The organism is Chryseobacterium sp. Leaf405, from assembly GCF_001425355.1.
Lineage (GTDB): Bacteria > Bacteroidota > Bacteroidia > Flavobacteriales > Weeksellaceae > Chryseobacterium.
Genome location: NZ_LMQN01000015.1, coordinates 579477 through 594017, shown reverse-complemented (window position 1 = coordinate 594017; position 14541 = coordinate 579477). Strand labels below are relative to the sequence as shown.

At 34.0% G+C, this 14541-nt stretch carries 9 protein-coding genes; all 9 read right to left on the bottom strand.

Annotation, left to right across the window (positions count from 1 at the left end):
- Nucleotides 1-61: 61 nt before the first annotated feature.
- The 9 genes from ASG22_RS12545 to ASG22_RS12505 all read right to left on the bottom strand — a co-directional run bounded on the left by ASG22_RS12545 (nucleotide 62) and on the right by ASG22_RS12505 (nucleotide 14538).
- Nucleotides 62-1600 (bottom strand): RagB/SusD family nutrient uptake outer membrane protein, encoded by a 1539-nt coding sequence (locus ASG22_RS12545; protein ID WP_055984966.1) that lies wholly within the window; start codon nucleotides 1598-1600, stop codon nucleotides 62-64.
- Nucleotides 1601-1610: 10 nt separating this feature from the next.
- A complete protein-coding gene (locus tag ASG22_RS12540) occupies nucleotides 1611-4529 on the bottom strand; it encodes a SusC/RagA family TonB-linked outer membrane protein (RefSeq protein WP_055984963.1) in 2919 nt (972 codons plus the stop codon).
- Between the two features lie 597 nt (nucleotides 4530-5126).
- Nucleotides 5127-5828, bottom strand: coding sequence for a M48 family metallopeptidase (locus tag ASG22_RS12535; protein ID WP_055984959.1), 702 nt, complete (start codon nucleotides 5826-5828; stop codon nucleotides 5127-5129).
- The gene (locus tag ASG22_RS12530) at nucleotides 5828-9037 is read right to left on the bottom strand and encodes a type I restriction endonuclease subunit R (RefSeq protein WP_055984957.1); all 3210 of its coding nucleotides are present in this window, start codon (nucleotides 9035-9037) and stop codon (nucleotides 5828-5830) included. Before ASG22_RS12530 ends, ASG22_RS12535 begins: the two co-directional genes overlap by 1 nt.
- Nucleotides 9038-9340: 303 nt before the next feature.
- Entirely contained in the window at nucleotides 9341-10999 is a 1659-nt protein-coding gene (locus tag ASG22_RS12525) for an RNA-binding domain-containing protein (protein WP_055984954.1), read from the bottom strand.
- Between the two features lie 12 nt (nucleotides 11000-11011).
- A complete protein-coding gene (locus tag ASG22_RS12520) occupies nucleotides 11012-11377 on the bottom strand; it encodes a hypothetical protein (RefSeq protein ID WP_055984953.1) in 366 nt (121 codons plus the stop codon).
- A complete protein-coding gene (locus ASG22_RS12515; RefSeq protein ID WP_055984947.1) occupies nucleotides 11378-11932 on the bottom strand; it encodes an SLATT domain-containing protein in 555 nt (184 codons plus the stop codon).
- A 17-nt stretch (nucleotides 11933-11949) separates the two neighbouring features.
- Nucleotides 11950-13251, bottom strand: a complete 1302-nt coding sequence (locus ASG22_RS12510; RefSeq protein ID WP_055984945.1) for a nucleotide-binding domain-containing protein — start codon at nucleotides 13249-13251, stop codon at nucleotides 11950-11952.
- A 180-nt stretch (nucleotides 13252-13431) separates the two neighbouring features.
- The gene (locus ASG22_RS12505) at nucleotides 13432-14538 is read right to left on the bottom strand and encodes a serine/threonine protein kinase (RefSeq protein WP_055984942.1); all 1107 of its coding nucleotides are present in this window, start codon (nucleotides 14536-14538) and stop codon (nucleotides 13432-13434) included.
- Between the last annotated feature and the right edge of the window lie 3 nt (nucleotides 14539-14541).

Here is a 14541-nt window from a genome sequence, read left to right as displayed (position 1 = left end):
CCCCTCGCTTACGCTTGGGGATTCCAATTTACTAAGTATGTATAAAAAAACTAAAAATATTTTAAGGATTTTGTTCATATCCCGCTATCTGAACCTGGTTCAGCGGAATCTGATATAAATAATCGTTGGTGGTAATTGTAAAATTATAGTTGTTTGCAGCAGCAGCCGCGTTGATTACACTTACGCCGGTATTCCATCTTACCAGATCATGCCAGTAAACACCTTCTCCGGCAAATTCTGATCTTCTTTCTCTTCTTAAAGCAGTCGTAAAATCTGCAGCCGTCATTGATGTTGGAAGGGCGGTAAGACCTGCTCTCTGACGGATTCTGTTCAGATAAGGAACGGCGATAGCTGTACTTCCTTGATTATTTAAAACTTCTGCGTACATTAAAAGCACATCAGCATAACGAATAATCGGGAAATTGATTGGCCAATCATAACGGTTACTGACTACCAGTCCCGGCTCACGGAATTTAATAAAATAATTAGCATTATCCGGCTGACCATTTGCTGCAATAAATGAAGTTTTTACAGTAAGGTTTTTTCTTAAATCACCTGTTTCATAGGCATTGAGAAGTGACGTTGAAACTCCCAGCTCCGAAGAACTATAAAGACTGCTCTGTGAATTGTAAAGAGGATCACTTACCCCAAAGTTCGGAGATACATAACTTGGTAAGTAAGATCCCTGAGAGACCCCTCCGCTGATATGCTGGATTTCAAAAAGATGATACTTATTGTCATTAGCACTTTTGAAAAGATCTGCATAATTTGGTGCAAAGGTTACATACTGACCTTCCACCTGAATAACCGCAAATAAATGGTCTTTGGCTTTGGTAAGGTAAGAACTGTTATTCAAAGGATATCCATATCCTGTAAGATACATTCTACCCAGCATGGCATGAGCCGCTGATTTGGTAATTCTTCCTTTATTTTTTGCATCATAGGTATTTTTCAGCCCTGCAACAGATGCTTCAATTTCTGATGTGATAAAATCATACAAGGTTTGAAGATTAGTTCTGGGAACTGCAGCCGCTTCTGTCGGAGTCATCGGATGATCGATTAAAGGAACTTTTCCGAACATTCGCATTAATTCAAAATAAGCGTAAGCTCTTAAAAATTTAGTTTCTGCACGGTACTGCTCTTTCGTTGCATTGTCTGCAAAAGGAACCTCGTCGATTCTTGCCAAAATATTGTTGGCATAGCTCACCAATTGATACGCATCATCCCAAAGAATTGACATCTCTTCGGTTGAAGAAGTATCCTGAAAACGGTTGATCGCAAAATAATCTCTGTTTCCATTTTGAGAAATGGCGTTGAAGTTATTCGAACGAACCTCTGATGCTAAAAGGTAGAAATTCACATCATAACCACCTCTTGAGGAAGCATTGATCATCGCAGAATACACTCCGGAAACCGCCTGTTGAATCTGCAGTTCTGTAGTGTAAAAAGAAGTTTGTGTGATATTATTCTCCGGCTCAAGCATTAGGTCTTTTTCACAGCTCACGGCACCCATCGTAAGTGCACCAAAAATCAGAGCCTTGCCTAAAGTTTTAAAATTCAATGGTAAAAGAAATTTATTTTTAATTTGTATTGTTTTCATTATAATAAAATTAGAAGTTAAAGTTTAAGCCCATCATATAGACTTTTGCATTAGGATATGCTCCGTAATCGGTACCGTCCGATTGTACAGATTCGGGGTTGTAGCCACCATAATAGTGATCTTTTCTCCAGACATTTTCTAAACTCACATAGAGTCTGAGGTTTGAAATTTTGAGTTTTTCAGTAAGTTCTTTATCGAAACTATACCCAAGCGTAATGTTTTTCAACTGAATATAAGTAGCATCATACAGCCATCTTGTATCTAACAAACCTCCTGTAGTACCATCCAGTCTAGGTGTTTTTCCATCTCCCGGATCCGCATCAGAACGCCAACGGTTTGCCCAGTTCCCCATCACATTTTGGGTAGTTCCCATACTCGTACGGTCGATTGCTCTACCTAGCAACGCATAGCTATAGCCTCCTTTCTGCCCCTGGAAAAACACCGACAAATCGAAATTTTTATAAGAGAATGTATTGGTAAAGCCCCAGTAATAATCTGGAGTTGGACCACCGATGATATGACGGTCGTTCTCATCAATTTTACCATCCCCATTTACGTCTCTATATTTAACGTCACCTGCAATAGCTCCTACTGTTTTTGCCACACCTGCATTAGCGATGTCAGCACTCGAAAGTACCCCCGTTGCTTCATAAAGATAGAAAGAATTCAGCTCCTCACCCACCTGGATAATATTGGTAAGATCGCTGAAACCTGCCGGAATCGGCTTATTGTTATTTCCTAACTTCGTAACTTTGTTATTATTAAATGCGATGTTGGCAGAAGTATTCCATTTGAATGCGCCCACTAAGTTTCTTGTACTTAAATCTAATTCCAAACCTGTATTTCGTACAGAACCTACATTCCTCCATATCGTGTTATATCCGCTAACTGAGGCAATAGGTTCCTGAAGAAGAAGGTCTTTGGTATTTTTGATATAATAATCTGCAGTCAAATCGATTCTTTTAAACAAACCTACTTCCAAACCGAAATCAGAAGATTTTGTTTTTTCCCAGGTAAGATCTGGGTTTTCAATTGTATTAGGAACTAAACCTGTAGAAACTGCCCCTCCAAATGAGTAGTTACCTCCTGTGAGTGTTCCGAATGCTCTGTATTCCCCGATAGAATTGTTTCCGTTTTCTCCCCAGCTGTATCTCAGTTTCAGGTTGCTCAGCCAGGTTTGATTTTGTAAAAATTCTTCCTTGTCGATTTTCCAGCCTCCGCCAAATGCGGCAAAAGTTCCCCAAAGGTTGTTCCAGCCAAATCTTGAAGACCCGTCTCTACGAATACTCGCAGAAAGCATATACTTACCTTTATAATTGTAGTTTACACGCCCGAACATGGAAACCAGCATCCACTCTGAAGCGGTATATTCAGAATTTAAAACAGCTACCGACTGGTTGAAGTTGAATGTCTTTAAATCATCGTTAGGGAAACCTCTGTTTCTGTTGTACTGAGTTGTTGTTCTGTAATTTTCTGCGCTGTATCCTGCGATAGCATCCAATTCATGACTTCCGAAAGATTTTCTGTAGCTTAATAAACCCTCCCCTAAATACCTGTTGTAGTTTACCGTTCTTCTGCTTCCTATACTTACCTGACCCGGAACGTTGTTAATTAAATTAAACGTTGGTGTATAACCTGTGTTTGTATTAAAGTTATTGGTTGCCCCTCCTGATAATTTAAAATTTAAACCCGGTAAAATATCATAAGAGACATACAAACTTGATAATAATCTAAATTCGTTAGTATCATTGGTTGTGTTTTCCATTAACCCAATCGGACTTTGAGTAGAACCTGCCCATCTGTATTGTAAGTTGTTCCAGAAATTGGTATAAACGCCTGCGCCCAGCTCGGCAACAGGAACCATCGATAACATTTTGTGAGCAGTATTGTCTTTTCCATCAACAGTAGCTCCATAACTTTTCGAGTAACTTGGTCGTAAAGTAATTCCTGCTTTTAATTTATCTGAAAGATTTACATCAATGGCTGCACTTAGATTAAATCTGTTGAAACCTGTATTAATCGCCAAACCTTCCTGATCAAAATAAGCTCCTGAGATGGCATATTTTATTCCTTTACCACCCCCTCTTACGGCAAGCTGATAATTCTGAATGGCAGCCGGACGATAGAATTCGTCTTGCCAGTCGATATACTTTACCTTATCAGTTCCCCATCGTGGGTCAACCATGTATTGGATGTTGGCCAGATTATAGTCTGTAGTATTGGCCAAATTAAAATATTGCGCTCTTTTCTCATAACTGTCTGAAGCTAAATTTCCAGGGGCTAAAGCTGTCCATCTTTTATTGATTGCTTCAGTTGCAAAATCAATCCACTCTGAACTGGTCATGATATCAAGTTTCTTCTCGATAGTCTGAACTCCATAATATTGTGAAAAACTGAAAGACGGTTTACCTGAAGCTCCTTTTTTAGTGGTAACAATAACAACTCCGTTTGAACCTCGGGATCCGTACATCGCCGTAGAAGCAGCGTCTTTAAGCACGTCAATCGATTGCACATCATCCGGAGAAATGTTCGCCATATCATCCACTACCATCCCATCAACTACATAAAGAGGCGAATTACTTGCCGAAATGGAAGCGGTACCACGAACTCTGATTTCTAATGGCTCTCCCGGCTTTCCTGAAGTTGCACGGGTTTTAACCCCCGCAATCTGACCAGTTAATGCCTGATCAACTCTGGCAATAGGACGATCTTTGAAAGTTGACGTATTTACTTTACCGACAGCACCTGTAACCTCTCCTTTTTTCTGCGTACCGTAGGCAATAATCACTACTTCCTCAATATCTTTAGTTTTATTATTGATTTTCGTACTGTCCTGCTTCTTGGGTGTACCGGTCGATTGTTTTTCCTGTGCGAAGATAAAACCTGCGGTACTTAACAGAATACCTAGTGTTACTATAGATTTCTTCATTCCTTGATTCGTGATTATTAATTGTTATATACTTTCATGAAATTAAATAAGAGAAAAGTTAAATCTTGAAATACATGATATTTCTCATATTTTGATTTTTATAAAAGTATACTTATCACAAATTTCTGCTATCCTGTAGTTACCTGTTAACAATTTATTAACAAAACAGCAATATTAAATAATTAATTTTTTATCTCATTTCTATACAAATACTCAATATATAATTTACATTCGTCATAGAAAAATCATAATAAACAGTCTTAATTTAGGAATAATTATAATAAAAAAAGTTTACAAAATGGTACTTTATCACCTAATCACAAATTAATTCAAAATTTTAGTCACAAAAAAATCCCCAAGTTTTCGCCCGGGGATTCTATTTTTAAAGTCTGTGACTTTTATTATTTTCTTCTTCAAAAATAACCAATACTGATAATGAATTAATTATGATTTAATGGTACAAATAAGGGACTGATTTACCAGTATTCTTTTTGGAAATACATACTGAACATTAACCTTTATATCATCTATTATTTTACATATTTCTATTTAAAACATTGATAAACTCCAATTTTTATACTTAATATTCACTAATAATTAAGCTAAACTCTGTTCTAACTTGTTTTTTACTTTTTCCCAATTAGGAAATAGATGTTCCAGTAATTGATAAAACTCTTTTGAATGATTGGGATGGATTAAATGACAAAGCTCGTGTAAAACTACATATTCAATGCAGGCCTTGCTTGCTTTTATCAATTCGGTGTTTAATAAAATTGAGCCATTGATTGAACAGCTTCCCCATCTTTTTTTTAGATATTTATGAGATAATATTGTTTCAAAAGCATCAAACTGCGGGAACTTTTGTTTTAAATTTTCTAATATTTCCTCAAAAATTGCTCCTGCTCGATCCTTGTAAAAATCTAAAATAATCCTTTCAATATTATCTTTAGAGGTGGTAATTGTCATAAGACCTTTTGCTAGTGAAACTGTTGTTTTTCCTTTCTCTATCTTATTGATGACTAATTTGTATTGTCTTCCTAGGTATCGATGAGTTTCTCCTGCTATATAGTTCCTTTCTGTTGTGAATGGCTTGTATAATTCAAAAGCCCTTTGCTGATCAATAATCCATTTAGATTTTGGTTTTACTTTTTCTATAATCTTCTCAACTGAAGTCTCTGTGGGTGCCGTAATTAAAATATTTCCTTCCGGAAAAACACGTAATCCAATAGATTTTCTATCCGAATATTGTAAATCCGCCTTGATCAATCTACTTCCGTACTTAAAATCAATTTCTTTCATTAATGTATTTGCTTCTTAGCTATTTTAATAACCTCTTCGATGAATGGATCTAATAATTCGAAAGGGATTGATTTATCTAATTCTAAAGAAATACTATAAAAATAATCGTCTAACTCATTCAAAATCTGCATTTCTAAGTCTGTGTTAGACTTCCAGTCTACAATTGCTTTGTTTCCATCCATAATCATTGTATCAATAATGTTTTTGATAGCCAGAGCAATTTCAGCATTTTTTTCTTTTTCAATTAAAAAGTTAACAAGCTTATCGTTGATGAAATTATAGAAGGCAATAGCAATAGAGTTACCCTCAATAATTTTCGGAACGTTATCTTGTTTGCCACTTTGAAATCTTTCTTCAATATCTTTAATACGATTTAGGTATTCAGTTTCATCGATTCTGCTCTGTTTATAATCTTGAATGGTTTGTATAATTAACTCTGAAAGTTTTTTATAGAAAATAGGATCTTCATCCATTTTAATATTAATCCCCTTGGAGGTTCTTGATGCTATATGATCAGCTTTTGCAGCCTTACCAATTAATTTTTCAACTTCATCATCCCTTTCTTGTTTGTTGAAAATATCAATAGGCTGAGTTATTTTTAGAATTTCACCGTCAGTAGTAATATGCTTGTCTATCAGTTTCTGAACTTGTGGTTCATATTCTTTGAAGTCTATATCGTCAAAATATCTTCTTTTCACATCAATCCTTAGTTTAATAAAGAATTTACTATCCTTTCTGTATTTCTCAATTACTTCGTCATTTTTCACATCATTGAACAGAACTGTCGACATGGCTAAATTAAAAAGCCTTAAAAAGCCAGATAATTTTTCATAATAGATATGCCTTACTTCCTCGTCACCTAAAAGCTTTGCATAAGACTCAGCATCATATTTGTTTTTTATAGATTTAAATATATCCCAAACCTCACTGTGCATTTGAGGTAGCTGTAATATTATATCTTCAACATTAGTTACAGAACCTTTGACATCTTTTTCATCTAGGCCATCTCTGCTGGTATAAGTTTCAATTGCTCTATCTAAATTTTCAAGGTTGCCATAATAATCTATGATTAATCCATAGTCTTTTCCTTCAGCTACACGGTTTACTCTTGCAATTGCTTGTAATAATGTATGTTCTTTAAGGCTTCTTGTCAAATACAAAACTCTATTGTTTGGTGCGTCAAACCCTGTTAGAAGCTTGTCTACCACAATAATAATCTCTGGGTATTCTTGTTTTTTAAATGCATTGATGATTGATTTTTCGTACTTTTCTTGTGTTCCATACTTGTCCATCATTGATTTGTGAAAAGACTGAACCAAGTTTTCATTTTCTTCAAAAGCATCAATATGATTTTCTCTTGTATCTGAACCGGAAATAATAACTTCTGCTTTTACTTTTCCAATTTCATTCAAATATTTTCTATAAAGAATTGCGCTTGTTTTATTAGGTGTTACTAATTGTGCTTTAAATTTTGTTCCTTGAACAAAATCTGCAAAATGCTCACTGATATCCCAAGCCCTATCGTAAATAACCTGATCTGCTTTATTTATTGCATTTTTGGAACTGTATTTTCTTTTCAATCCCGCCTTTCCATACTTGGTCAGTGGTTCTGAAACTTTATCAAAGAAATTATCTAAAGGTTTTTCATTTACGGTAATTGAATTATGCCTGCCTTCATATAATAACGGAACAACCGCTTTGTCATCAACAGCATCTTTTATTGTATATTCGTCAATGATGCCTCCGAACTTATCCGCCGTATTTTTCTCTGACTTCATTAGAGGTGTTCCGGTAAAAGCTATAAAACATCCATTAGGAAACGTCTTTTGCATTTTAACATTGAATGTTTTGTACTGACTTCTATGTCCTTCGTCAATCAAAACAAAAATTTCAGGTGAGTTAAATCCTTCCGGCTCCTGGTTGATTGCTGCTTTGAATTTGTTGATTATTGTAGTAATAACAGCATCTGATGGGCTTTTTATAAGCTCAATCAAATGTTTGCCCGTGCCGGCTTCTTCAACAGGAATATTGCATTTTTGAAATGTTTCTGTGATTTGAGAATTTAAATCAATACGGTCAGTTACCAATATGATTTTTTGATTTTTGATTTTTTTGCTTAGAGCTATCATTTCTGCTAGCATAACCATTGTTAACGACTTGCCGCTACCTTGTGTATGCCAGATAACACCACCTTTTCGTTTTCCGTCTGAGCCGATTTTTTCAATCCGCTTCATAGTTTTTGTAATCGCAAAATACTGTTGATAACGGCAAATTTTCTTAATTCCATCATCAAATAAAATAAACCGAAACATCAACTTTAATAGTCTTTCAGGTCTGCATAGGTTATATAATAACCTGTCTTGTGAAGTAACTTCTTTTTCTAATTTATTTAGTTCTTTAAAGTGCTTAATAGTGCTATAGTAACGAGTTTTGAATATTTCCGTACTGTTATTATGAGGTAACTCTTTTTGCTTTAAGTCAAATAAAACTTTTGTATAGTTTTCTTCTTCTTTTTGGGTGCTAAATTTTTCCGTCCAGACACTCCAGAACTCTTTTGGAGTCGCTGTTGTCGCATATTTGGCCTCATTTACTGCTAAACTTAATACTAAATTAGAATAAGTATACAAGTCACGAATACCATCTTCCTGTTGGTTTCGTAAATGTTGAGAAACGCCTTCTTCAACTGGTGATTTTATCGCATTTGATTTACATTCTATTATCACCAATGGAATTCCATTAATAAACAAAATCAAATCTGGACGGTAGGTGTCGGAACGGTTTGTTCGAAGGACAGAAAATTCTTCTGAAACGTGAAAAATATTATTTGATGGAGTGTCCCAGTCAATATATTTGAATGAAAAGCTTTTGCGATCACCTGCAATATTTTGTTCAAAACTTTTCCCTAAAGTAATTAAATCATAGAAATGCTGATTCGCATTGATGAAACCTAAATGAATAGGTAATTCTTTAATTTCGTTGATAGCTAAGGCAATATTTCCGTCTGAAAAGTCGTGGATACCTCCTTTGTAATCAATTTTATTTATTTTTTGTAATTGCTCTTTTAAAACAGAAGTTAAAATTACATTGTTTTTACGTCCATCACGAAGCTCTAGAGCTTCATCTGGCGACAAATAATTGTAGCCCAGATTTATAAGTAATTGGATTGCTGGAATCTGGCTTATGTGGTCTTCTATGTATGATGGTATCATATATTATTAACACTTTAATTTTTATATTATGGCCGAATGAATTCATTTACAGTAAGTTATTGATTTGCTGTCTAGAATTACAATTTTAATTAGCTTAATGTATATAGAAATAGTTTGCTGAAAATTATTTTATTTATTAAATTTTATCGTAATATCTCTAACAAAAGTTCTAACAAAAGTTCTAACAGAAGTTCTAACAGAAGTTCTAACAAAAGTTCTAACAGAAGTTCTAACAAAAAGTTCTAATAAAAGTTCTAATAAGATCTTTGATAAAAATAAAGATAGAATCTCTAATGGATTTTGCTATCTTAATATCCATTTTGGTTTGCCAAAAGTTCCATTATTCCGTATCAAATTATCTTTTCGTAATTCTGTCAAAAGATGATTTACTTTAGTCTTCTTTTGTTTCTCGCTCATCCAATCAGAGAGTTTACTCCACAATAATTCATCTACATCTTTTCGGCTAACTTCTTCATGCTCTGTAACAGCTTTTACTATTAAATCTAAATAGTACTGCTTATCAAAGCCTTTATTCTTTGTGTAATCGGCCTTTTGACCAGTTTTTTGCGCTACTTTCAAACCAATGAAAAAATTAGGTCTCCGTCCCTCTATTAGTTTTTTATCTTTAAGATGCTTTTCTTCATTATTGTTAAGAGCATATTTCTTTTGAACCTTATCTAGCATCATTATTTCTTCCAACGTCAAATCTTTATTCTGAGCTAAAAGTCGTGCATATTCCATATCTAATATTTTACCAGATAAAGAGACCTTTACTTTTTCTTCAGATAGATCGTAATCAGGAAGAGGAAAAAATCTTGCCCTTTGAAAATTGAAGATTCTTTTTATGCCACCACCAGCAGTGTCAACCATTTTCAAATTGAACATCGCTGTTGCTAAAAACCGATTACGATAAAACTCTTCTGGAGCATCATCGATAACAACCTTTTCTACATTACCAGGAATAAAAGATCCATGGTTTGTAAAAACCAATTTATCCGGCATTTCTATGACATTTATTCTAGCGTTTTTTGTGTAATCTTGGTGTGCAATACAGTTGTTAATGGCTTCACGGATGGAAAAGGGCTCATATTGTGAAACTTCAGCAGGAAAAATAGTTCCTTCTTGCATATAGCGGTATTTGATATTCCGGATCTTTGCGTATACTTTTTCTACCGAAAGTATCAAAGGTAAACCAAATATATCGTAATCAATGTCGTCATTTTTCTCATCAACTAATTGCCATCGTATTTTTACATCTGCGGGATTTAGAAGATGTTCAGATTCGTCCTTTCCCAAGAGAATCAATGCTGTCCTAGTTATTTTGCACTTACTTGTTACTTTTATTTTATTTAAAAAAGTAATATCATCCCAGTTGTCTACATCCTCGGCTTTGTCGGGGAACTTACTTTTAAAATTTTTCCGTGCCAAAGCAATTGCGTCTTCGTCCAAATCTTCTATTGTAGCATCAGGTACGATGGCAGCGCTCCAGTCTTCATTGGTAGCCTGTGCTCTAATTCTTTCTATTTTTTCCAGATTGAGAGGTACTAGCTCTTCTCCGTCACGCGCATAATAATGTCCATCAAATGCAATGGGGAAACCTGTGGGTGCAGCAGGAATCTGAAACATAAGAACTCTGCCTTCTGAGGTATTAACTTCATGTATGTTTATAAAAGAAATCCTGTTGGTGGTTTTATTGGCAATCTCTCCTTTCAGTTTATCTAAATCACTTCTATTAGAGCGATAGGTAGTGCCTACAATATTGTGTCTTTTATCCTCAACGCCAAAAACCAGCCAGCCGTGAGGCTGACCACATAAGTTTGCTTCGTTACTTAGAGCGGAGAAGTATTTCCCCAGCTTTGTAAAATCATAATTATTTTTCGCTTCTTTGAATTCTACAATTTCATTTTCTGAAGTGAGATTGCGAAGACTATCTAGAGTTTCCTGTAATTGTTTTGGTGTCATGACTCATTGTGTTTATTTCTGAATTATTTTTTTATAATTAAATCTATCTCCGAATTCACGTTTCATTTTTTCAGCAATAAAATCACATAATTTCAGTCTGTTCTTTGGGGGTTTACTATTGCTAAAAAAGAAATGAATTAATGTTATGCTAATTTCTTGATTTTCTTCAAGATAAGGATATAGTTTAAGCACATTTGTGTTAGGATGTTTTTGGCCTAGTTCGCACTCAAGGAAAACATAAGAGTTTTCATTGATAATTGCGTAATTGTCTACATCTCCCCAACCATCGAGACTAAACTCATAGTTTTCAAATTTGATGTTAAGCTGCTTCTCTATAGCTTGAGATACATCACAATTTAGGAAAGTAGTCTTTTTCATCTAAGTTCTTCTTAAGCTTTCAGGTAAAAATTTATCAATTTCTCCATCTGTGAAAGTAAATTCTTCATTTTCTTGTAAGGCTTTTGACGCAATTTTATATGCTTTATTTATTGTCTTCGGAGCGCCTCTATATGTGTTTACTAATTGTCCATTTAATTCATTTCTCGTTTCCTGAAGAGTAACTATGTCGATATTCCCTATTTTGATATCGACCAATAAGGACAATAGTTTTTCTCTTATTTCAAGAATGTTTAATGCTGCTTGTTTATGCTTTTCTGCCAAAGCTAATAAATTGTAATCTTTTGAATACAAGGTTAAGCAAAGCAGTAGAGTAGAAAACAATGCTGCAACAAATTGAAATATTTTTCCTTCGCCAAAAATTAAAACTAATATTGTTGTCGTAGTTAATGCTGAAAGTACAATTTCTGCGATCTTTAAACAATCACTTCGTTCTTTTAAAACATCGGCGCACTTCTCATGTGTCTTATGAGTGTAGACCACTCTTCCATAAATTTCTCGTATTTGAGACTCCAGTATTTTTTTTTCTTCGATCATGATATTTTTTTTATTATTTAGCCAGATATTGGAACATCAATTGAATCTTTTGCAACTACAACATTGTCTTTAATAATATAGCACTCAACAAAATGTCCACCTTTAAAACTTGAACTTTCAATTCTCTGTTGGTAACCTCCATCATCAATTATTTGTCCTCTTATGCAATTCTTCTTTATTGCTTCATTTCCTCTATTTGTCACTTTCCATTTTACAGTATATGGATATGGAATATTAATTTCGGAAATAAAAAATGTTAGCGATTTACCAGGTAGTAGATTAAAACGTTTTGCCAAAAACTCTCTTAACAAACCATCTCTATAGCCATTCTGTTTAACCTCACAGTCAATCTCAAGACTATATTGTATTACAACAGGATATAAATTTTCTATAAATTCCTCTGTATTTTGATAATTTAAATTAATTGCTTTTGCTTCATTATCTTCATTTTGATATTTAGGAAAATCATTTCCATATATATCTCGCCATTTATTATGCTGGGTTTGTTCCGATGTAGCTTCGATAGCATCGCAGGCTAAGTCATATGCCTTTTTCGATTTTCGTCTAAAGGATTTTTTAACTCTTACACGTTGTTTACTTCCTAATGCACCATATTCTTTTTGGTCTTTTGGTTGATCGTAGAGATATTTGAAAAAATCTCTGCTCATTTCATCAAAGTAAAAATAACTTTTACTATCGAAATAGTTTGTTGAATTCAAAAAATTGTAAGCCAAGGTGTCAATGAGCAAACCTCCCATACAAACACCGTGTTTGTTTTTCCAAGATCTTGCCATTTTGCATAATCTCCTTAGGTTTTTATTCTTATTGGGTTCTGCTTCTACCATTGCATCCATTTCTTTTCTTGGTTTTGTTGTTTTCCAAGATCCATCGCCATACGTGTCAGGATATCTATAATCTTGATCTTCAATTTCAAAAACCGGTTGAACATCGATATGAGTCCCATCTGAAAATTTTACCGTAACTACGCATCTGTCAACTTTTATGTCCGAAGCTGCATAAGTGCTTTCAATTGCTTTTTTTGTGTCCTGCAATAATTTTAACTGCCCACTTTTATTATAACCATCCCATTTTGAGCTAGGAATGATATATAGCATATCCAAATCTGATATCCCTTTAATGCCACTGTATCTTCCGTAAGATCCAACCTGCAAGCTGTTTGCAGTAGTGGATGATGTTTCTCGAAAATACTCGTTTAGTGATTTAGTAATTCTTCCATATCTATACGAAATGGTATTGGCTGTAGCTTCTTTAATTTTAATATTTGTAAGAAATTCTTGAAAGGTTAAAGATGTATTCATATTTGTGTTCTAATTTTATTTAAATTCGTCTAATCGTTCTCGCTTTCCGAGCTTGTAAAATCATAATTGTTTTTTTGCTTCTTTGAATTCTATAATTTCATTTTCTCAATTAAGATTGCGAAGGCTATCTAAAGTTTCTTGTAATTGTTTTGTTGTAATAAGTTATTATTAGTGAAAAATTTAAATAGATTTTGCTATCAATAAAGCAGATTTCTTTGTCCCGTTATGAGAATTATCTTTTCTCCAAGGTCTTTTGCCAAGGCGCTTCTCTAAAACAATTCCACCTTTACTATTTTCGTAAATTTTAAATTCTCTACCACAATTGTGCTTTATCAAAATATTACCTTCTTCTTCTAAACAGTCAGGATGATTTCTCAAAAGATTATGGACATCCTTTAAGAACAATGCGGGACTATTATATCTTTTTTCATAATGAAAATTTGTCGCCTTGTTAATGACTCTTTTAAAAGCTGGATCTAAATAATCTGGAAGAGAATTAAGATCGACTAACTTTCCCTTTATAATCTTGTTATTAACTATTTCATCAAACTTTTGTAATTTTTCACTAGAATTTCTAATCTCATTGTATTGTTTCTTTTCTTTACTATTAAACCATTCTAAAGGATTCTCAATAGGAAAATGTCCTCCTAAAAGTTGAAATAAGATTAAGCCGACCTGATATATATCTGATTGGAAAAAATATTCATTGCCCATAACAGCTTCAGGTGGCAGATAAAAAGCCGTTGATTTTGATGCTGTAACAGCAGTATTGGGATTATCGACCTTTTTAACCGCTCCTAAATCCGCTATTATAGGTGTTTTTTTATCTAGATCATATAATATATTTCCGGGTTTCAAATCACGATGAACAAGATGGTGTTTGGAGTGCAACTCAGTTAATCCCTTAAGAATACCTGAAACGATTTCTAAAGCTTCCATACTTGATAATTTTCGATTCTCTATAATGCCCTGCAAATCACCTCCAGAAATTTTAGGTGTTAGAAAATATGCAATGCTTGGTGCTAAAAATTTTAGATCATATATTTTTAAAATGTTTTCCTGATCAATTCTATTTAAAATTACTGCTTCTTCTGTTGCGTCATAATTAGGATGTGACCAGTAAAATTTTAAAACTACTTCATCGCCCATCTTTATTCTTTTACCGAAATAAACATCTCCATTGTTACCTCTTTGAATAAATTCAAAGACGTCAATATCATTAGTATTCCTTACAAACTTTTGCACTGTTGCAGAAGCATTTTCGTCATTTAATTCGATAGATGTCATAAA